The organism is Gemmobacter fulvus (genome assembly GCF_018798885.1).
Lineage (GTDB): Bacteria > Pseudomonadota > Alphaproteobacteria > Rhodobacterales > Rhodobacteraceae > Gemmobacter > Gemmobacter fulvus.
Genome location: NZ_CP076362.1, coordinates 104473 through 124958 on the forward strand (window position 1 = coordinate 104473; position 20486 = coordinate 124958).

A 20486-nucleotide genomic window follows, 5' to 3' on the forward strand; every position below is an offset into this window, starting at 1 on the left:
TGGCGCAGCAGGGTCACGGCGCGATGATGGGTTGCGCTGTCAGATCGCTGTCGACCAGCGCCGCCCCGTCAAAGGCAGACCCCAGTTCAAACCAGCTGCGCGGTGCGGGGGCACCCCAGAGCGTCTGGCGTTGCGGGTCTTTCAGATCCCATTTGATCGGTTCCAGATCCGGGTCGCAGGTCTGGTAATCGGAGCAATAGATCTCGGTCCGGTGGCCGTCGCGGTCGCGGATATACAGGAAGAAGGCGTTGGAAATGCCATGCCGCCCCGGCCCGCGTTCGATATTGTCAAGATAACCCGAGGTTGCCATCAGATCCATCAGGTCGATGATGTTCAGCGGCGTCGGCACCCAGAAGGCGGTGTGGTGCAGGCGCGGCCCGGTGCCATTGGTAAAGGCGATGTCATGCACGCCGCCCTTCCGGTGCATCCAGGCCGCCCAGATGCGCCCGCTGTCCTCGTCGGCGGTATATTCGGTCACGCGAAAGCCCATCTCGCCATAGAACGCGACGGCGGCGTCGACATTGGCCGAGAACAGGTTGAAATGGTCGATGCGCAGCGGTTTCACGCCACGATAGAGCTTGTATTGCTGGTGGATCGGCGGCAGCCGGTCCATTGCCGCATAGAACTCCAGCGGCACGCCCCAGGGATCGCGCGTCGCCAGAACCCGGCCCATGAAGGGGCGGCTGATCCAGGCGGTGGGCAGGCCCCTGGCGCGGAACCAGTGTTCGGCGCGGTCCAGATCCTCCTCGGACCAGACCTTGAACCCCAGCACCCCGACCGAGCCTTCCCCGGATTTGCGCAGGATCATGCAATGGTGGCCGCGTTCCTCCATCGCGCGCAGATAGATGCTGTCGGCATCCTCATGCGTCACTTGCAGGCCCAGCGTGTCGACATAATAGCCCCGGCTCCAGGCCAGATCGGTCACGCGCAGTTCGACATGCGACAGGCGGACGATGTTGAAGGGCGGGGTCAGGGTTGGTGCGGGAAGGGGCATCGGGGTTCCTCAGCTAACGGGGAAATCAGGTCCGGGGGCGGACTGGGCTAGGGGGCGCTCAGGCGCCCAGCCGGGGGATCGTGTGCGCGCCAAGCGCGAAGGCGGTGTTCTTGGTTTCCATGTAGAATTCGAATGACCAGTCGCCGCCGTCGCGGCCAATGCCGCTGGCCTTCACCCCGCCAAAGGGCGTGGGCAGATGGCGCACGTTTTCGCTGTTGACCCAGACCATGCCGGCCTCCAGCCCGTCGCTGATGCGCAGCGCGCGGGTCAGGTCATTGGTCCAGACATAGCCGGTCAGCCCGTAGGCCACGCCATTGGCGATCTTCAGCGCCTCGGCCTCGTCGGCAAAGCGGATGGAGGTGAGGAAGGGGCCGAACACCTCTTCCTGCGCGATGCGCATCTCGGGCGTGGCATCGGTGAACAGGGTGGGGCGGATGAACCAGCCCGCATCGCCCTGCCGGGTGCCGCCCACCGCCAGCGTGGCGCCATCCTGTTTGCCGATCTCCACATAACCCGCCACCTTGTCGAAATGGGTCTGGTGGATCAGCGGGCCGATTTCGGTGGCGGGATCAAGCGGATGCCCGACCTTGAGGCTGTTCACCCGGTCGATCAGCTTGGCGTGGAAAGTATCGGCAATGCTGTCCTGCACCAGCAGGCGCGAGGACGAGGTGCAGCGCTCGCCGTTCAGCGAATAGATCATGAAGATGGCGGCATCCAGCGCGCGGTCCAGATCGGCATCCGCAAACACGATGCAGGGGTTCTTGCCGCCCAGTTCAAAATGCACCCGCTTCAGGGTCTCCGATCCCTGCCGCATGATCATGCTGCCGGTGCGGCTTTCACCGACAAAGGCGATGGCCTTGATGTCGGGATGTTCGGTCAGCGCGCGGCCCGCGCCTTCGCCCATGCCGTTCACTAGGTTCAGCACCCCGTCGGGTAGGCCTGCGTCGCGGCAGATTTCCGACAGGAGCCGGGCTGTCAGCGGGCTGAACTCGGCGGGTTTGTGGACCACGGTGCAACCCGCCGCAAGCGCCGGCGCGATTTTCCAGGTGGAGAGCATGAACGGCGTGTTCCACGGCGTGATCACCCCTACCGGCCCGATCGGCTTGCGCGAGGTGACATTCATGTGGTCCTTGGTTGGCAGCGCCTGCCCGTCGCGCGCCGAAGGTGCCAGATCGGCAAAAAAGCGGAAATTCTCGGCACCGCGCAGCGCCGCCTTGGACATGAAGCGCCAGGCCTGCCCGGTATCCCAGCATTCGCACAGCGCGATTTCTTCGGCGCGCTCTTCGATCAGATCGGCGATGCGGTGCAGGATTGCCTTGCGTTTGGCCCCCTCCATCGCCGCCCAGGCCGGAAAGGCGTCTTTCGCGGCTTTTGCGGCGGCGTCGATGGTGGCGGCATCACCCAGCGCCACCTTCGCGATCAGGCTTTCATCCACCGGCGAGCGGGTTTCGAACCATTCAGCCCCGGCCACATCCTGCCCCGCGATCAGGTTCAGGATGCCGTTGTCGCGAAAGCGCGCAAGGTGGCGGTCCAGTGTGGCCAGATGGGTGGCGAGGGCGGTCGCAGAGGCGGTCATTGGGTCTCTCCCGGCAGGTAGCGGCGGATGGACGAGGTTTTCGGCGAAAGGGCGGGGTCGATCTCGCGCAGCTCGAACGACAGCATAAAGGATGAGGTGGCGAGCAGGTCGGCACAGAAGGCCTCGGCGGCGGCAAAGATCTGCGCGGTGGCCAGCGCCTTCGCCTCGGGGCTGCGGCCCGCGCGCAGACGCAGCGAGATATCGAGGAAGGCGTGATCGGGATTGCCATCCGCGATCACCACATGGGTGCAGGCGGTGCCCCGGAGGCGCAGGCCCGCGAGCGGCAGAACCCCGGTGGCCACGGCGGCATCGCGCAGCGCGCGGCACAGCCCCGCCACATCCAGCCGGGGTTCGAGATTTGGCGAATAGTCGATCTGGATATGTGGCATCCGATCCTCCCTGATACTTGCTTTGTTAAATATAATACTTGCTCTGTCAACTAATTTTCGGCCGGGGTTGAGCCTTTCGGCGAAAGCCGCGATAACCCTTGCATGACCGAACCCGCCCGCCCCCTTCGCCAGACCCGCCGGTCGCTGCCCATTGCCCTGCTGCGCGCACGCGAAGCGGTGATGGGGCCGATCCGGGAAATGCTGGCCACCTCAGGCGTGAACGAACAGAAATGGCGGGTGCTGCGGGTGTTGCAGGAAAAAGGCCCGCAAGATCTGAGCCTTGTGGCGGCAGAGGCGTGCCTCTTGCTGTCCAGCCTGACGCGCATGGTCCGCCCGATGGAAGAGGAGGGCCTGATTGCCCGCCACACCCCGCCCGAGGACCGGCGCAAGACCATCATCGCCATCACCGAAGCGGGCGAGGCGCTGGTGCGCGCCCATGCGGCGGAAAGTGCCGCGATTTTCGCGCAGATCGAGGCGGAGTTCGGGGCCGAGCGGCTGGAGCAACTGCTGGACCTGTTGCAGGATCTGCAGGCGCTGGACCTGCGGCAGCGGCGTCAGCCCTGACCGGACGGCGCTGGGGTCAAAGCCTCTGCGCCCTGTTCAGACCGGATGATTCGGCCCCGCTAGCCTTCCCTCCGCGTCACAAATAGGCGTCTGACAGGCGCTGGCGGTCGGCGCGCACCATATCGGGATGCACGGACAGGCGCACTGTGCCCTTGCGCAGCACCACGACATGCGCGGCCAGTTGTAGTGCCACTTCCACGAATTGCTCGACCAGCAGGATGCCGATGCCACGCGCGGCCAGATCTGCAACCACCCGGGTCAGGCGTTTGACGATCAGCGGCGCAAGGCCCAGCGACATCTCGTCGATCAGCAGATAACGCGGGCGGCACATCAGCGCGTGACCGATGGCCAGCATCTGTTGCTGCCCGCCCGACATGGTGCCCGCCATCTGCCGCTTGCGCTCGGCCAGTTCGGGGAAGATCGCCCAGACCTCGGCCATCACGCCGTCAACCGCGCGGGCGGGCAGCAAGGCCGCCGCGACGCGCAGGTTTTCCTCGACCGTCAGCGCGGTCAGCACCTGATGGCCTTCGGGCACAGCGGCGATGCCTGTGGCGCGGATCCGGTCGGGGCGGGCGGCGGTCAGATCCTGCCCGTCGGCCCGCACCCGCCCGCCGGTCACGGGCAGCAGCCCCGCCACCCCCAGCACCAGTTCCGATTTACCGGCACCATTGGCCCCCAGCAGCGCCGTCACCTTGCCGGGGGCGACGGTCAGGCTGACGCCATCCACCACCGTCTTGCCCTCGCGCGTTACCTTCAGGCCGGTCAGTTCAAGCATGGTCCACCCCCAGATAAGCGGCCTTCACCGCCGGATCGTCCAGCACGGCGCGGGTCGGGCCAAAGGCAATGCGGCGGCCAAAATCCAGCACCAGCGTGTCGGCGCAGATCCGGGTGATCAGATCGACATCATGGTCGATCACCAGCACCTGCGCGCCGCAGATCTGCGGCAGCCGCAGGATCAGATCGCCCAGACGGGCGGTTTCGTCCGGGGTCAGCCCGCCTGCGGGTTCGTCCAGCAGGATCACCCGGGGCCGCCCGGCCAGACAGCGCGCCAGATCGGTCAGCCGTCGTTCAAAGCTGTTCAGCGCGGCCCCCGGCGTGGCGCGCAGCGCGGTGATGCCCGCAACCTCCATCGCCTCTGCAGCCTCGGCCCGCCGCGCGCTGCGTGACAGCGGCAGATTGTCGGTCATGGCCAAGATATTCTCCCACACGGTCAGATCATCCGCGATCTGTTCGCGCTGAAAGCTGCGGCGCAGGCCCCAGCGGGTGCGGCGATGTGGCGGCAGGGCCAGCAGGTCGGTGCCATCCACCAGCACCCGGCCCGACGCCGGGGTCAGAAAACCCGACATCACGTTCATCGTGGTGGTCTTGCCCGCGCCATTCGGGCCGATGATGCCCGAAACCGGGGCGGTAAAGCGCGCCGAGATGGCGTCCAGCGCCACAAGCCCGCCAAAGCGCAGCGTCAGGGCGTCAAGCGCGATCATGCCGTGCCTCCCGTGACAACAGGGCCGCAATCTGGCCGCCGATCCCGTCGGGGGCGGTGATGACGGCGTGCAGCAGGGCGGCGCCAAAGAACACCAGCGCCAGATCAGCATCCACGCCCCAACTGTTCAGCAGGCCGGGGGCCACGCGATACAGGATGGCGGTCAGGATTGCGCCATACCAGAACCGCGCGCCCCCCACGATCACCAGCGCGAACAGCAGCACGCTTTCGCTGGCGCGGAAGGTCGAGGCATCCAGCAGACCCAGGCTTGCCGCCAGCAAGCCGCCGCCCAGCCCCGCCAGCAGCCCCGACAGGCCAAAGGCCCAGGTTTTGTAGAGTGTGACATTGACACCCGAGGCCAGTGCCGCCGCCTCGGACCGCCGGATCAGCGCCCAGGCCCGGCCCGGCGCGGTGCGGCGATGCGCCTCGATCAGCAGAAAGCCAAGCGCGGTGACGACCAGCGCATAACGCAGAAAGGCGGGATCGCCGGTCGCCAGTACGGGCCGCCGCATCGGTGCGGAAAACGAGGTGCCGACGCCCCAGAAGCCGGGGCCGCCATTGGGAAACTGAAAGGCGGTGAACACCACCTCGAACCCGCCCGCCACCATCAGCGTGACCAGTGCCAGATACAGCCCTCGCATCCGGAGCGCGGGCAGCGCCAGCGCCACGCCAAGCGCCGAGGCCGCCATGCCGCCAAGCGCCAGATTGATCTCGAACGGCAGGGCGGTGGCGTGGTTGAGCCGCAGCGTCACCCAGCCGCCCACGCCCATCAGCGCCACCTGCGCAAGGCTGACCATGCCCAGCCGGGCATACATGAACCCCGCGCCCATGGCGGCCAGCGCGAAACAGGTGGTGGAGGTGAAGATCTTCACCCATTGCCCGCCTGCCAGTGCGGGCAGCAGGCCAAGGATCAGCGCGGCAGTACTCAGGGCGGTGATTTGGGATGGGCGCATCAGTCCTCTCCGGCAAAGGTCAGGCGGCGGCCCCGGTTCATCGCCACCAGCACCAGCACGGCAATGACAAAGGGCGCGACCGGGCGAATGGTCTTGAACAGGTCGGACAGCGTCAGCAGGCTTTCGATCACACCCATGGCCAGCCCGCCCAGCAGCACATCGGGCAGCGACTGCATCCGCCCGGCGATGGCGGCGGCAATGCAGGGGATGACAAGGAAGGTGATCACCGCAGGCTCCAGCCGCACCAGATCGCCGAACATCAGCCCGGTAAAACCGAACAGCAGCCCCGAAAGCGCCCAGGCCACCGTCTCCACCCGCGCGACCTGCACGCCGATCAGCGCGGACAGGCGGCGGTTGCCCGCCAGCGCCCGCATCTGCAAACCGATCCGCGTGCGGTTCAGCCCCAAGGTGATCAGAACCACCGCCAGAATGGCGAAGCCGATCACCAGCAGCCGGGTCAGCGTGACGCGCAGCCCCAGGATCATCACCGCCGTCTTGTCGGTCGGCAGTTCGAACTTGCGTGGATCGTCGGACCACAGGAACGACGCCGCTCCCAGCAGCACCAGCGCAAAGCCAAGGCTGGCCACCGCCTTGACCACCGGCTCGCGCCATTCCATGCGTGGCGCGATGCCCCGGCCATAGCCGACCGCCAGCGCGACCGACAGGCCCAGCCCCAGAGCCCAGGCCAGCGGCGCGGGCAGGCCCCATTGCACCAGTTGCCAGGCCAGCATCACGCCCGCCATGCCGATGGCGCCCGCCGCAAGGTTCAGCACGCCGGTTGCGCGATAGAGCAGCACCAGCCCGATGCCCCCCAGCGCATAAAGCGAGCCGACGGCCAGCCCCGACACCACGAACATGCCGACCACCGGCACGGGTTTGCCCCAGCCCAGCCAGACGGCCAGCCCCAGACAGGCCGCACCCCATAGGGCCAGCGATTGCAGGAGATCCCGCATATACCATCCTTTCCGAAAGGGGTGCCCCCACGGGGCACCCGGCATGGGTCAGCGCAGGCCGAGCGCGGCTTCCTGTTCCAGGATCGGCGCGAAATAGGGGCTGTCATATTCATAACAGTCGCGCACCGTCTCGAACCCGTCGCCCTTGACCACGACCATGGTGCCCGCATGGTTCGGCATGTGTCGGTCGGCGGTGCCGACGTAATAGGGGCCGCAGGTCAGATCGGAGGTATAGCCATTGATCGCGGTGATGGCCGCCGTCACCGCCGCGCGGTCATCCAGCTGCGCCGGATCCAGCTTCAGCGCGGTTTCCACGAAATACCGCGCCGCCAGATAGCCCGACTGGCTGAAGGTGTCGCGCGGTGCCCCTGCGGGCGCATGGGCATCCATCACCGCCAGCCAGTTGGTCGCATCCGGCCCGCCCTTGTCCCATGGCGTCAGTTCGGCATTGATGAACATCTTGCCGTCCCAATAGGGCCCCAGTGCCGCCGGCACCGTGCGGTCATAAAGCGGGGTGGACGAGGCCCATTGATAGGCATCGCCGAGGCCCTGTTCCTCTGCCGCCTTCAGAAAGGCGATGGCGAGGCCCGCAGGCAGGTTCACCACCATGGTATCGGCCCCGGTCGCCACCGCCTCCAGCAGGCCCGAATTCACATCCGGGCTGGCCGGGTTCAGCAGCACCGACGATCCGGTCAGGCCCTTTGAGGCCATATATTCCTCCATCGCGCCGCAAGACCAGTTGCCGACATTCGGAATGGTCAGGCCGATGCAGACGGCGTGCTGTGCCGCCTTTTCCTCGACCATGTATTGCGCCGCCCCGATGGTCGAGGGCAGCGGCCCCTGATTGGTCGACACGATGTTCGGGGATTCAAAACATTCCGAGACGGCACAGCCCGCCGCCATCGCCATGATGCCCTCGGCCTTGTAGGTCGGCGCATTCACCGCCATTTCGACGAACGACCCGTTGCCGACCATGGCCACCACCTTGTCATCGGTCAGCAGTTTCGAGGCCGCCTGTGCCGCCAGTTCGGGGTTCCACTGGTCGTTTTCCACCAGATAGGCAATGGGCCGCCCGTTGAGGCCGCCATTGGCATTCACACAATCGAAATAGGCGCGGGCGGCGGTGGTGGAGGACGAAAAATCCCCCGGCGCGGCATTGCCATGGATGCCGCCCACCTTGACCGGCACGCCGGTTGCGGGCTGTCCGGTGCCCGCGCCACAGACGGGCGCGGCCAGGGCTGTGCTGCCGATCAGGGCCAGCGTGATCGTGCCTGCGGCAAGCAGGATAGGGTTCGTCATGGTCTCTCCTCCCAGATCGAGACGTTTGCGGGGCGCGGTTCAGGCCGCCGCCACCTTGTGCTGCGCGGTGATGAACCGCGCGGCGCGTTCGGCAATCATCATGGTCGGCGCATTGGTATTGCCGGAAATCAGCGTCGGCATGATGCTGGCATCGGCCACACGCAGCCCGGTCACGCCCCGCACCCGCAAGGTGCCATCCACCACGGCCAGCGGATCGCCGTCCGGGCCCATCTTGGCGGTGCCGCAGGGGTGGAACACGGTCTTGGCGGTCTGGCGCACATAGTGGCGCAGCGCTTCGGGGTCGTTCTCGACGCCCGGTTCGGGCAGGGCGCGGCGTTTGATCAGCTTTGCCAGCGCCGGGGCCTCCAGGATGCGGATCGCCAGTTGCACGCCGCGCACCAGCACCTCCAGATCGTCGCTGTCGCGGAAACTGGCGGCATCGAACAGCGCCCGGTCGCGCGGATTGGCCGAGCGCAGCCGCACCGTGCCGCGCGATTTGGGCCGCAGGAAGCAGGGGCCGATGGCGATGCCGTGTTTCTGGATCGGGGCGCGGTCGGCCCAGCCGACCATGAAGGGGATGACGTGGAACTGCACATCCGGCTGCCCCTTGCCCGACACATCGGCAAAGCCGCCCGATTCCACCACATTCGAGGTCATCAACCCGCTGCGGCTGGTCAGGTATTGCAGGAAATGCCGTGCGGCGCGCAGCCCCTTGTCCTCACCCAGAAAGCTGATCGGATCATGGGTTTCGCCCTGCACCGTGCTTTCCAGATGGTCCTGATAATTCTCGCCCACGCCGGGCAGATCGGCCACGACCGCGATGCCATGCGCTTGCAGATGCGCGCCCGGCCCCACGCCCGACAGCTGCAACAGGCGCGGTGTCTCGATCGCTCCTGCACAAAGCACCACTTCGCGCCGGGCCAGAATCCGCGTGCCATCCTCCAGCTGCACCCCTGTGGCGGCCCGGCCCTCGAACAGCACGCGCGCCACGCGGGTCTGCGTGCGGATCGTCAGGTTGCCGCGCCCTTCGGCCTTGCGCAGAAAGGCCTGCGCCGCCGACCAGCGCCGCCCGTCATGGGTGGTGGATTGATAGAAGCCCACGCCGTCCTGCTGCGCGCCGTTGAAATCGGGGTTATAGGGCAGGCCCGCCTCTTGCGCCGCGCGGATGAAGGCGCGGCTGAGCGGGTGCTTGAACCGCGCCTCTGACACATGCAATTCGCCGCCGGTGCCGTGGAAGGCATCGGAATGGACCATGTTGTCTTCCAGATCCCGAAACACCGGCAGCACATCGTCATAACTCCAGCCCCGGTTCCCGAGCTGCGCCCAATGGTTATAGTCATTGGCATGGCCACGCACATAAAGCATGGCATTCACCGATGAGCCGCCGCCGATGACATGGCCCTGAATGACCACGCTGTCGCGGTTGTTCACATTGGGATCCTTTTCTCCGACATAGGCCACGATGTCGCGGCCCTTTTCGATCACCTTGAAGAAGGTGGACGGGATATGGATCCAGGGGTGGCTGTCACGCCGTCCGCTTTCGATCAGCAGAACCCGATGTGCCGGATTTTCCGACAGCCGCGCCGCCATCACACAGCCGGACGAACCACCGCCGACGACGATGAAATCAAAATCGTTCATGGGCGGCTCCTCAGCAGAACACGGTTTGCAATTCGGTCATTTCGGCCAGACCCTGCTCGCCGAATTCGCGCCCGAAGCCAGAGCGTTTCACACCGCCAAACGGCGCATTGGGCTGGATCGCGCCATGCCGGTTCACCCAGACCGACCCGCAGTCGAGCCGCAGCGCGATGTCGCGGGCGCGGTCGGCATCGCGTGACCAGACCGACCCGCCCAGCCCGTTGTCGCTGTCATTCGCGGCCGCCACCGCCTCTTCGACATCGTGGTAGCGGATGATCGGCAAGGCCGGACCGAACTGTTCTTCGACGATCAGCGGCGCATCGGCGGGCAGATCGGCCACCAGTGTCACCGGAAAGAACAGCCCGTCATCGGGCGCGCCACCCAGCAAGACAGTGCCGTCGCGCGCGGCATCGGCCACCAGCCGCGCCACCTTGTCGAACTGCATCCGGTTGTTGATCGGGCCAAGCGCCATGCCCTCCACGATGCCATCGCCCATCGGCACCGTGCGGGCATAGGCCACCAGCGCATCACAGACCGCATCATGCAGGCTGTCATGCACATATAGCCGTTTCATCGCGGCACAGGTCTGGCCATTGTTGATGAAAGCGCCCCAGAACAGGCCTTCGGCAATCGCCGCCGGGTCACAATCGGGCAGGACGATGCCCGCATCATTGCCGCCCAGCTCCAGCGTCAGGCGTTTCATCGTGGGCGCGGCCCCCTGCATCACCCGCGTGCCGGTGGCGCAGGAGCCGGTGAACACGATCTTGCCGATCCCCTCATGGGTGGCCATCGCCGCACCGATATTGGCCAGCCGGTCATCGCTGGTCACCACATTCAGCACGCCGGGCGGCAGCAGGGTGTTCAGGATCGCCACCGTGCGCAGGGTGGACAGTGGCGTATAAGGCGAGGGTTTGATCACCACGCAGTTTCCGGCCCTGAGCGCGGGCAGGATGTGCCAGATGGCAATCATCACCGGCCAGTTCCACGGCGTGATCGAGCCGACGACGCCGATGGGTTTGTGATGCAGCTCGATCCGCCCGGCACTGTCATCCTGGATCACCGCCATCGGCAAGGACAGGCTGGCGGTATGCCCGGCCCAGGCCTGCGCACCGCCCATTTCGAACCGGGAGCCGAGCGCGCCCAGCGGTTTGCCCTGTTCCAGCGTGATCAGGCGGGCAATCTCCTCGGCATGCTCGCCCAGCTTGCCCGCCAGCGCGGCACAGGCGGCGGCGCGCTGGTCATCGGGCAGGGCGGCCCAGCCCGGAAAGGCAGCCCGCGCCGCCGCCACCGCCGCATCCAGATCGGCCAGTGTCGCATTGGGGGCATGGCCCACCACCGCGCCGCTGGCCGGATTGTGAACGGCAAAAACATCGCGCCCGGCGACCTGACGGCCGCCGATCGTCATGCTGAAATCCAGCATGGCATCCTCCCTCGAAATTCCCTGCGCTCAGGCTGCGGCACAATGCCGCGCAATTCTTGGACTGGCGCGACGGCAAAGACGGACTCGGGCGACAGGAGGCGATATACTTAACCTGTTCAATTTTGCATTTGCAGCAAGGCCGCGCGCTGTCGCATGATCTTCACATGCTGACGCGAATCCGTGCATCCGAACTTCCGGTCGACCAATTTCACGCCGATCTTCACCGGATCTGTGGCCAGTTCGACCTGCGCGCCGCCGATGCGCGCGGGCGGATGCGCGGCGGGGTGCATCTGGAGGAACGGGCCGGCATCGAATGCGCGCATGTCGCTGCCGATGTGCAACAGGTGTTCCGGTCGTCGCGCCAGATCCGCAAGGACAATGGCGAGAATTACTTTCTGATCCTTCAGGAAGAGGGGCGCGCGCTGATGAACCAGAACGATGTCGCCTGCCTGCTGCACCCGGGCGACATGGTGCTGATCGACAGCGCCTGCCCGTCGGAATTCACCTTTTTCGGCCATTACACCCGGCAGCTGTCGCTGCATCTGCCGCGCGCCGAAATGCACGCGCGTTTCGGCTATGATTTGATCCGGGGGGGCATCAGCCTGCCGCGCCATGATCCGACCAATACCGCGCTTTGCGCCGTGCTGGGCAAGGTGTTTTCCGCCCCCGACAATGCCGCGACCCAGGGTTATCTGCGCGAGGCGATGTTCGGGCTGATCGGTGCAATGCTGCACGAACGCACGGGCCACGAAGGCTTTGCGGGCATCGACAGCGATATTGGCGGCGCGCGGGCGCTGGCACAGGGGCAGGCCTATATCGACGCGCATTACCGCAATCCCGATCTGACGATTGCCGATATTGCCGAGGATCTGGGCATGTCGCTGCGCCAGTTGCAGCGCGGCTTTGCCGCCATCGGCACCACCCCCACCAAATATCTGCTGGTGCGGCGGATCGAACATGCGCGGCGTGGCCTTGATGACCGCCGCGCCGGGCGCCGCGCCGATCTGATTTCCTCCATCGCCTATGAGGCGGGGTTTTCGGATCTCAGCTATTTCCAGCGCTGTTTCCGCAAGGCCTTTGGCACCAGCCCCAAAGGCTATGCGCTGGGGCTGACCACAGAAGACACCACCGAGGATGAGGCCGATTTTCCCGTGCAGTAAGCGCGCGCTACGGGCGCGGCAGCGTGCCGTCGGTGATCCAGCCATCCACCACGGCCAGCGCCGCATCGGCAAAGCCCGGATCATTGATGTGGCAGTCCAGATCGCGCAGCACCACCTGCGGCGGGCAGGCCTGGCGCAGTTCGGCCAGAAACTCGGCCAGCGCTGCCGGATCGCGCAGCGGCCCGCCGGGCCTGTCCCATTCATGCGCGCCCTGCTGCGGCAACAGCAGCGTCACCGGGCCGCGTGCCTGCGCCAGCCGTTCGGCCAGACTGCGGGCCACCGCGCGGCGTTCGTCGGGGCGCAGCACGACGGACGAAAGGATGCGGTTATGGGCGTGGAAGGTGCTGTCGGCAAAGCGGGCGGGGCGCGGGTGCCAGCCGACCAGATCCACCAGATCATGACAGCCGATCGACACGATCTGCGGGATGCCGCGCCGCCCGGCGGCGGTCAGACGATCCGGGCCTGCGCTGATCGCCGAGCCGAACAGGTGGTTGCCCACCTCTTGCGGCGCGAAATCCATCACGGCGGCAAAGGCACCTTCGGCGGCCAGCGCCTCGAAGGCGCGCCCGCCCATGCCGGTGGCGTGAAAAACCGCCACCTCGAAGCCCCGCGCCTCCAGCGCCGGTTTCAGCGGCACCATATACCGCAGCACCGTCTTGCCAAAGCTGGTCATGCCGATCAGCGGCCGGTCGCGGCGGGGCGGCTCTGCCGCGCGGGCCGCGCCCAGCACCGCCCCTGCCGCCTGTGACAGCGCCGCCTTGCAGATCGAGTTCAGCCCATAGAGCCCGCCGGCCCAGAGGATCATCTGAATATCGGCGGGCAGGCGTTCGGGTGGCAGCATCGGTGAAAAGCTGACGGTGGAGACGACATATTTCGGCACGCCCAGTGGCAGGGCGGCACAGAGATCGAGCGCGAGATCGGTGCCCATGGTGCCGCCCAGCACGATCAGCCCGTCAATCCGCCCTTCGGCATGGAGCCCCGCGGCCAGCCGCGCCGCGCCGAGGGCCATGATCTGCATCGCGGTGTTTTCATCCTGCGCCGCGATGGCCGCCGCAATGGAGGAGCCTGCGGCGGCGGCCACGGCGTGTTTGTCGATGTCGACCGGCTGCCCCGGATCGCCCAGCACCGAGACATCCATCGCCAGCACCTCGCCGCCCTGGGCGCGGATCACATCGCGGATATACCCGAGTTCGTCTGTCTTGGTGTCCCAGGTGCCTGCGACAAGGATGCGGTTGCCCATGCGGATCTCCTGTTGGCGGGGGTGCCTCTGGCGGGCCGTGACCGGGGGCTTCACGCCCCCGGACCCCCGTGGGATATTTTGGCCAAGATGAAGGGATCAGAGCTGGATCCAGGCGGTTTTCAGATCGGTGTATTTGTCGAGCGCGTGCAGCGATTTGTCATGGCCATTGCCGGATTGCTTGACGCCGCCGAGCGGCACGGTGCCATCGGCGCCGCCATAGGTGTTCACATGCACCACCCCGGCGCGCAGGCCGTGCACCATGCGATGCGCGCGCGACAGCGCGCCGGTCCAGACGCCGGCGGCGAGGCCGAATTCGGTGGCATTGGCGAGGTGCAGCGCCTCGGCCTCGGTGGTGAAGGGGGTGACGGCGAGCACCGGGCCGAACACCTCTTGCCGGAACAGCCGGTGATGCGGGGCGACGCCGGTGACGATGGTGGGCTGCATATACCAGCCGCCGCTGTCTTGCCGGGTCTGTGCGCCGCCGGTGACGATGGTGCCGCCGTCGCGGATCGCCTCGGCGATGAAACCGAGGTTGCCCTGCAACTGCGCGGGGGAATTGATCGCGCCGATCTGGGTTGCCAGATCGAGCGGATTGCCGAGGGTCATGGCTTTGGCCGCGCGGGCGACCTCGGCTACAACCTCATCATGGATGCTGGCCTCGACCAGCAGGCGCGATCCGGCGACGCAGACCTGGCCCGCGTTGCGGAAGATGGCGGTGGCGGCGGTTTTTGCGGCCAGTGCCAGATCGGGGGCATCGGCGAAGATTATGTTGGGGGATTTGCCGCCGAGTTCGAGATAAACGCGTTTCAGGTTGGACTGGGCGGAATATTGCAAAAGCCGCCGCCCGGTGGCGCCCGAGCCGGTGAACACCAGCACATCCACGTCATGCGACAGGGCCAGCGCCTCGCCCGTCACGCGGCCCGGCCCTGTCACCACGTTGAACACGCCCGGGGGCACGCCTGCCTCCAGCGCCAGTTCGGCCAGCCGCAGCAGCGACAGCGAGGCGGTTTCGGCGGGTTTCAGCACCACCGAATTGCCCATGGCAAGGGCGGGCGCGATCTTCCACGCGCCGATCATCAGCGGGAAGTTCCACGGCACGATGGCCGCGACCACGCCGACCGGCGCGCGGTGGATCAGGCCCAGCACCGTGTCGGCGGTGGGGGCGATCTCGCCATAGACCTTGTCCAGCGCCTCGGCGTAATAGCGGAAGGTGGCGGCGGCGCTGCCGGGTTCGGCCTTCAGCGCCATGGAAATCTCGGTGCCATTGTCGCGCACGCCCAGCACGGCGAGGTCGAGCGCATGGGCGTCGATCAGATCGGCCAGCCGGTGCAGCACCGCCTTGCGCGCGGCGGGGGCGAGCCCGGACCAGCGGCCATCGTCAAAGGCGGCGCGGGCGCTGGCGGTGGCGCGGGTGACATCCTCGGCGCTGGCGCTGGCGAGGTGGGTCAGGGTGCTGCCGTCGATCGGGGAGAGCACCGGAGTCGGCGTGTCCTGCCCGGCGACCCATTGGCCATTGATCAGCAGGCGCGCCTCGGGGATCGGGCGAGTGGCGAGGGCGGTGATGTCGGATTGCGTCGGGCGTGCCATGTCATGCGTCCTGAGGAAATGCGGGCGGGCCGGGTGGCCCGCCCCGAGGCCTTAGCGGTGCTGGCCGAGTTTGCCGAAGCGGATGGAATCGCGGGTCTTGAGGTTCCAGGCGAGCGCCAGCCCGATCAGCCCGGCCAGCGGCACCAGCGAAGGCAGCGCCACGCCGAGCCAGCCTTCGGCCCCGGTCAGCGCGCCGAACTGAACAAAGATCACCCCGAACAGCAGCAGCATGGCAAGGCCCGAGATCAGCGGCAGCACCTTGGTGGCCATCACGGATTCGCCCTGCGCGCCTTTCCGGACGAAAAAGCCGATCACCGCGAAGGAGACCACGCCCATCAGGCCCAGAATACCCAGGGTGCCAAGCTGTGTCAGCCAGGTGAAGAGTTGCAGCACCGGATCCATGCCCTTGGCAGCGAAGAGGCCGATGACCAGAATGGCGATCAGGGTCTGGATTACCGAGCCGACATGCGGGCTTTGGAAATCGGCATGGGTACGGCCCACGCGATCCGGCAGCAGGCCCTCGCGCCCGGCGACGTATTTGTAGCGCGCAACGCCATTGTGAAAGGCCAGAACGGCGGCAAACAGCGACGAGATGAACAGGAAGCCCATGATCGTCGGCACCGGCCCGCCGACATAGCGCGCCGCCAGATCGAACAGGAAGGTGGTCGGGTCGCTCAGGCCTTGCAGCGTCGGCAGCAGCTTGTCGACGCCCGCGCCATTCGCCATCAGCCAGGCGGTGATCATGTAGAACACACCGATCAGCAGCACCGAGCCATAGGTGGCCTTGGGGATCGAACGCTGCGGGTCGCGCGCTTCTTCGGAATAGATCGTTGTTGCCTCGAAGCCGATGAAGGCGGCAAAGCAGAACAGGATGCCGATCGAGGGCACGCCCGAAAACACCTGCGAGGGTTCAAACGGGGCCATCGACAAGCCACTGTCACCCCCGGAAAACAGGATCGCGCCGTCGATGATCAGCACGATCAGATATTCCAGCGCCACCAGAACCACAAGAATCCTGGCCGACAGATCGACCTGCCGGTAGCCCAGCACTGCCGTGGCGGCGATGGCGATATAGGACCAGACCCACCAGGGCAGATCGAGGCCGAGGGTGGCGAAGGTTGCCGAGGAGGCCGCGCCCAGCAGGCCGAGGATGCCGATCTGCATGCAGTTGTAGGACAGGATCGCGACCAGTGCTGCCGCACCGCCGAAATGGCCGCCGAGGCCCTGTGCGGCAAAGGCATAAAACGCCCCGGCATTGCGCACATGGCGCGACATGGCGACATAGCCCACCGCGAACAGCAGCAGCATGACCGAGACGATGGCAAAGCCGCCCGCCACGCCCACGCCATTGCCCAAGAGCATCGCCAGCGGCACGCCGCCCGCCACGGCGGTCAGCGGTGCGGCGGCCGAGACGACCAGAAAGGTGATCGCAGCCGCGCCAAGGGTATTGGGTCTGAGCTGGTTGGTTTGGGTGCCCTCAGCCATGGTGCGCGCCTCGGGTTGTGCCGGTTGGTGCCAGATTGGTCATTGCGTTCCCCTGTCGTGTTGGTTTATTATATGAACCGATGGTTCGAATTTAGATTGACAGGAGGGGCCTCCTTCTGTCAACAAAAATACATGAACCGGAATCGAAGCTTTTCGCCGGGGGAACGGGATCCATGGGCACGACATCGAAAGCACTTGCTTTGCTTGAGTTTTTTACGCGTCAGCGGCCCAGTATCGGCCTGTCTGATCTGGCGCGGCTGTCGGGGGCCAACAAGGCGACCTGCTTTCGGCTGATGTCGGAACTGGTGGAGCATGGCATCGCGGAACAGCTGCCGACGACCAAGGAATACCGAATCGGCCCGGCTGTGCTGCGGCTGGCGGCGCTGCGCGAGGCCAGTGTGCCGACGCGTGAAGCGGCCCTGCCGGTGCTGCAAGCGCTGGCGGTGGCGACGGGCGAGACCGCGCATATGTCGCATCTGGTGGCCGGGCAGCTGGTGACGCTGGCCTTTGCTTACAGCTCGTCGCACGGGATGCGGGTGATGATGGAAGATGCCGATGTGCTGCCCTTCCATGCCACGTCCTCGGGCTTTGCGACGCTGGCCTGGATGGGTGAGGCAGAGGTCGCGCGAATCCTGGCCGCCCCCTTGCCCGCGCGCACCACGGCCACTCCGGCCACGCCCGAGGCGGTGCGTGACCGGCTGGCGGCCACGCGCCGCGACGGATTGGCCCAGACCGCCGCCACCTTCGAGGCGGATGTGAACAGCTTTGCCGTGCCGCTGTTTGATGCGCAGGGCATTGTGCAGGGTGCGATGGCCGTGGCCGCGCCGGCGCTGCGCATGACAGACGTGGCGCGTGACCAGATCCCCCGGCAGCTGATTGCGGCGGCGGTGCAGGTCATGGCGCTCTGGGGCGGGCAGATCCCGCCGGACCTCGCGGCGCTGTGGCGCGGCAGAACAGACCCAACAGGACAAAAGGTGCAGGAATGAAGGACGAAAACTATCTGAAGGCCAATAACGCGCGCAGCCTGTGGCACCCGATGACGGCGCCGTCGGACAGTCTGAACAACCCGCCCACCATCATCACCGGCGCGTCTGGCACCCGCATCCGCGATGTCGACGGGCATGAGGTGGTCGATGGCGTCGGCGGGCTGTGGAATGTGAACCTTGGCTATTCCTGCCAGCCGGTGAAGGACGCGATTGCCGCGCAGCTGGACCGACTGCCCTATTATTCGATCTTTCGCGGCACCTCGAACGACTGCGTGATCGAACTGGCCGAAGAGCTGCGCGCCTTTTTCGAACCCGATGGGCTGACGCGGGCGTTCTTCACCTCGGGCGGGTCGGATTCGGTGGAAACGGCGCTGCGGCTGGCGCGGCAATATCACAAGATCCGCGGCGAGGCCGGGCGCACCAAATTCCTCAGCCTGAAGAAGGGCTATCACGGCACGCATATTGGTGGCGCTTCGGTCAATGGCAATGCCAATTTCCGCACGCAATACGAGCCGTTGTTGCCGGGCTGTTTTCACATTCCCGCCCCCTATACCTATCGCAACCCGTTCAACGAATCTGACCCGGAAAGGCTGGCGCAGCTGTGCCTGCAGGCGCTGGAGGACGAGATCGCGTTTCAGGGCGCGGGCACCATTGCCGCCTTCATCATGGAGCCGGTTCTGGGCGCGGGCGGCGTGATTGTGCCGCATCCGTCCTTCATGCCGGGGGTGGCGGCGCTTTGCCGCAAGAACGGCATCCTGCTGATCGCGGATGAGGTGATCACCGCCTTTGGCCGCACCGGGGCGTGGAGCGGCAGCCGTCTCTGGGGGGTGCAGCCCGACTTCATGTGCACCGCCAAGGCGATCACCAATGGGTATTTCCCGTTCGGCGCGGTGATGATTGCCGAAAGCGTGGCGCAGGTGTTCGAGACGGACGAAAGCGGCCGCGCGGCGATTGGGCATGGGTATACCTATTCCGGGCATCCGGTGGGCGCGGCGGCGGCGCTGGCCTGTCTGGCCGAAACCAAGCGCCTGAACGTGATCGATAATGCCACCGCGCGCGGCGCGCAGCTGTTCGACGGGCTGATGCGGCTGAAAGACAAGCATGACGTGATCGGGGATGTGCGTGGCGGCAAGGGCCTGATGCTGGCGGTCGAGCTGGTGGGCGACCGGGCCAGCAAATCCGCCCCGCCCAAGGCACAGCCGGGGCAGGTGCAGGCGGTGGCCTATCAGCAGGGCGCGATGGTGCGGGTCTCTGGCCCCAATGTCATCCTGTCGCCGCCGCTGGTGCTGACCGCCGAGGATGCCACGGTGATCCTCTCGGCGCTCGATGCGGGCTTTGCTGCGCTGTGAGCGAGTTTGTGGCATTTCTGGGCACCAAGGGCGGGCCTGCGATCCGCAAGGGTTCGCCCATGCCGACGGCCTCACTGCTGTCGCTGGCGGGGCAGCAGGTGGTGGTCGATTGCGGGCTGGGGGTGACGCGCGGACTGGCCGATCAGGGCTTTGCGCTGAAAGACCTGTCGGCCATCGTCATCACCCATCTGCATTCCGATCATTATCTGGAACTGGGGCCGCTGATCCACACCGCCTGGACCGCCGGGCTGAAAACCCCGGTGCAGGTCTGGGGGCCAGCCGGGTTGCAGGCCTGTTGGGACGGGTTTCTGGCCAGCATGGCGGCGGACATCGCCTATCGCATCCACGAAGAGGGGCGCCCCGATCTGGCCGGGCTGGTGCAACTGTATCCGCTGCGGTTGGGCGACCGGGTGCAGATCGGCGCGCTGGCGCTGGCGGTGGGGCAATCGCTGCACCCGCCGCTGACCGAGACCTTCGCCCTGCGCTTTGAAGGCGCGGGCAGGGTGGTGGTGTTTTCGGGTGATACCGCGCACAACCCAGCCTTGGCCGACTTTGCGGCGGGGGCGGATCTGCTGGTGCATGAGGCGATGCTGGCCGAAGGTCTGGTGCCGCTGCTGGCCCGCATCGGCAATGGCGACGGGCGGCTGATGGCGCATTGGCAGCGTGGGCACACGCTGGCGCATGAGGCGGCGGCGCTGGCCCGGGCGGCGGGGGTCAAGGCGCTGGCGCTGCATCACCTGATCCCGTCGGATGATCCCGATTTCGGGCCAGTGGTCTGGGCCCGGCATCTGGCCGCGCATTGGCAGGGCCCGCTGCATATCGGGCAGGACGGGCTGCGGATCGCGCTTTGATCCGGTGTCGGTCGGGCTGGCACTAGACCGGCAGACCAGCATCCACCTTGGGCTGATCCATCACGATCTGGCTTTGCACCCGCGCCACGGCGGGGTGCGGCAGCAGCCGGTGATGGATCAGCGCATTGAGCGCGGGCAGATCGGCGCACCAGACCCGCAGCAGATAATCGGCCTCGCCGGTCATCGTCCAGCAACTGACCACCTCGGGCAGTTGCGCCATCAGACTGGCAAAGCTGCGCGCATTGTCGGCGCTGTGCGCGGCCATCTGCACCTGCACGAAGGCCTGCACCGTCAGCCCCAGCTTGCCCGGATCCAGCCGCGCGCCATAGCCGCGGATGACGCCCTCGGCCTCCAGCCGCTGCCGACGCCGCGCCGCCTGACTGGGCGACAGGTTCAGCACCGCGCCCAGATCCTGTGCGGTGATGTCGGCGCGTTTCTGCACCTCGGCCAGCAGGCGGGAATCAATCTCATCCATGATGCGGGTTTCTCGCGTTATCTTGGGTAATGATGAGTATCACGCGCATGAATACCCGGACACAAGCTCAACTTTGCGCACATTGCG

The 20486-nt window shown here is 66.5% G+C and carries 19 protein-coding genes; 5 read left to right on the top strand and 14 right to left on the bottom strand.

Going from position 1 to position 20486, the window contains the following annotated elements; genetic code table 11:
* Nucleotides 1–13 precede the first annotated feature (13 nt).
* The 3 genes from hpaD to KM031_RS16880 are packed head-to-tail and all read right to left on the bottom strand — an operon-like array spanning nt 14 to nt 2959.
* A complete protein-coding gene (gene hpaD / locus KM031_RS16870) occupies nt 14–994 on the bottom strand; it encodes a 3,4-dihydroxyphenylacetate 2,3-dioxygenase (RefSeq protein WP_215505340.1) in 981 nt (326 codons plus the stop codon).
* Nucleotides 995–1052: 58 nt separating this feature from the next.
* Nucleotides 1053–2570 carry a 5-carboxymethyl-2-hydroxymuconate semialdehyde dehydrogenase gene (gene hpaE, locus KM031_RS16875; protein ID WP_215505339.1) on the bottom strand — a complete coding sequence of 506 codons (1518 nt, stop codon included), beginning with the start codon at nt 2568–2570 and terminating at the stop codon, nt 1053–1055.
* Complete coding sequence (locus KM031_RS16880; RefSeq protein WP_215505338.1) at nt 2567–2959, bottom strand: 5-carboxymethyl-2-hydroxymuconate Delta-isomerase; 393 nt, start codon at nt 2957–2959, stop codon at nt 2567–2569. Before KM031_RS16880 ends, hpaE begins: the two co-directional genes overlap by 4 nt.
* Nucleotides 2960–3061: 102 nt before the next feature.
* Here KM031_RS16880 and hpaR point away from each other — a divergent pair, with 102 nt between their 5' ends.
* The gene (gene hpaR / locus KM031_RS16885) at nt 3062–3523 is read left to right on the top strand and encodes a homoprotocatechuate degradation operon regulator HpaR (RefSeq protein ID WP_215505337.1); all 462 of its coding nucleotides are present in this window, start codon (nt 3062–3064) and stop codon (nt 3521–3523) included.
* 76 nt (nt 3524–3599) lie between these two features.
* On the opposite strand, the gene KM031_RS16890 is transcribed toward hpaR, so the two are convergent.
* Genes KM031_RS16890 through KM031_RS16920 form a run of 7 tightly spaced genes read right to left on the bottom strand, consistent with a single transcriptional unit; the run spans nt 3600 to nt 11266 of the window.
* Nucleotides 3600–4298, bottom strand: coding sequence for an ABC transporter ATP-binding protein (locus KM031_RS16890; protein WP_215505336.1), 699 nt, complete (start codon nt 4296–4298; stop codon nt 3600–3602).
* Nucleotides 4291–5004, bottom strand: a complete 714-nt coding sequence (locus KM031_RS16895) for an ABC transporter ATP-binding protein (protein WP_215505335.1) — start codon at nt 5002–5004, stop codon at nt 4291–4293. Before KM031_RS16895 ends, KM031_RS16890 begins: the two co-directional genes overlap by 8 nt.
* Nucleotides 4991–5956, bottom strand: a complete 966-nt coding sequence (locus KM031_RS16900) for a branched-chain amino acid ABC transporter permease (RefSeq protein WP_215505334.1) — start codon at nt 5954–5956, stop codon at nt 4991–4993. Before KM031_RS16900 ends, KM031_RS16895 begins: the two co-directional genes overlap by 14 nt.
* Nucleotides 5956–6909 carry a branched-chain amino acid ABC transporter permease gene (locus tag KM031_RS16905; RefSeq protein WP_215505333.1) on the bottom strand — a complete coding sequence of 318 codons (954 nt, stop codon included), beginning with the start codon at nt 6907–6909 and terminating at the stop codon, nt 5956–5958. Before KM031_RS16905 ends, KM031_RS16900 begins: the two co-directional genes overlap by 1 nt.
* Nucleotides 6910–6957: 48 nt before the next feature.
* On the bottom strand, nt 6958–8208 hold the full coding sequence (locus KM031_RS16910; protein ID WP_215505332.1) for an ABC transporter substrate-binding protein: 1251 nt from the start codon (nt 8206–8208) through the stop codon (nt 6958–6960).
* A 39-nt stretch (nt 8209–8247) separates the two neighbouring features.
* Entirely contained in the window at nt 8248–9849 is a 1602-nt protein-coding gene (locus KM031_RS16915) for a GMC family oxidoreductase (RefSeq protein ID WP_215505331.1), read from the bottom strand.
* A gap of 10 nt (nt 9850–9859) precedes the next feature.
* Entirely contained in the window at nt 9860–11266 is a 1407-nt protein-coding gene (locus tag KM031_RS16920) for an aldehyde dehydrogenase family protein (protein WP_246567073.1), read from the bottom strand.
* Between the two features lie 164 nt (nt 11267–11430).
* Between KM031_RS16920 and KM031_RS16925 the strand changes: the two genes are divergently transcribed.
* The gene (locus tag KM031_RS16925; protein ID WP_215505330.1) at nt 11431–12426 is read left to right on the top strand and encodes a helix-turn-helix domain-containing protein; all 996 of its coding nucleotides are present in this window, start codon (nt 11431–11433) and stop codon (nt 12424–12426) included.
* A 7-nt stretch (nt 12427–12433) separates the two neighbouring features.
* Here the strand turns inward: KM031_RS16925 and KM031_RS16930 are convergent, their stop codons facing one another.
* The 3 genes from KM031_RS16930 to KM031_RS16940 form a co-directional block, all read right to left on the bottom strand.
* Nucleotides 12434–13666, bottom strand: coding sequence for a Tm-1-like ATP-binding domain-containing protein (locus KM031_RS16930; protein ID WP_215505329.1), 1233 nt, complete (start codon nt 13664–13666; stop codon nt 12434–12436).
* 96 nt (nt 13667–13762) lie between these two features.
* The gene (locus KM031_RS16935; RefSeq protein ID WP_215505328.1) at nt 13763–15253 is read right to left on the bottom strand and encodes an aldehyde dehydrogenase family protein; all 1491 of its coding nucleotides are present in this window, start codon (nt 15251–15253) and stop codon (nt 13763–13765) included.
* Nucleotides 15254–15304: 51 nt separating this feature from the next.
* Nucleotides 15305–16738 (bottom strand): APC family permease, encoded by a 1434-nt coding sequence (locus tag KM031_RS16940; protein WP_215505327.1) that lies wholly within the window; start codon nt 16736–16738, stop codon nt 15305–15307.
* A gap of 173 nt (nt 16739–16911) precedes the next feature.
* On the opposite strand from KM031_RS16940, the gene KM031_RS16945 reads away from it, so the two are divergent.
* Genes KM031_RS16945 through KM031_RS16955 form a run of 3 tightly spaced genes read left to right on the top strand, consistent with a single transcriptional unit; the run spans nt 16912 to nt 19924 of the window.
* Nucleotides 16912–17724 (top strand): IclR family transcriptional regulator, encoded by an 813-nt coding sequence (locus tag KM031_RS16945; protein ID WP_215505326.1) that lies wholly within the window; start codon nt 16912–16914, stop codon nt 17722–17724.
* A complete protein-coding gene (locus KM031_RS16950; RefSeq protein ID WP_215505325.1) occupies nt 17721–19073 on the top strand; it encodes an aminotransferase class III-fold pyridoxal phosphate-dependent enzyme in 1353 nt (450 codons plus the stop codon). Before KM031_RS16945 ends, KM031_RS16950 begins: the two co-directional genes overlap by 4 nt.
* A gap of 59 nt (nt 19074–19132) precedes the next feature.
* Nucleotides 19133–19924, top strand: a complete 792-nt coding sequence (locus tag KM031_RS16955) for an MBL fold metallo-hydrolase (RefSeq protein ID WP_215505324.1) — start codon at nt 19133–19135, stop codon at nt 19922–19924.
* 22 nt (nt 19925–19946) lie between these two features.
* On the opposite strand, the gene KM031_RS16960 is transcribed toward KM031_RS16955, so the two are convergent.
* Nucleotides 19947–20399 (bottom strand): Lrp/AsnC family transcriptional regulator, encoded by a 453-nt coding sequence (locus tag KM031_RS16960; RefSeq protein WP_215505323.1) that lies wholly within the window; start codon nt 20397–20399, stop codon nt 19947–19949.
* Between the last annotated feature and the right edge of the window lie 87 nt (nt 20400–20486).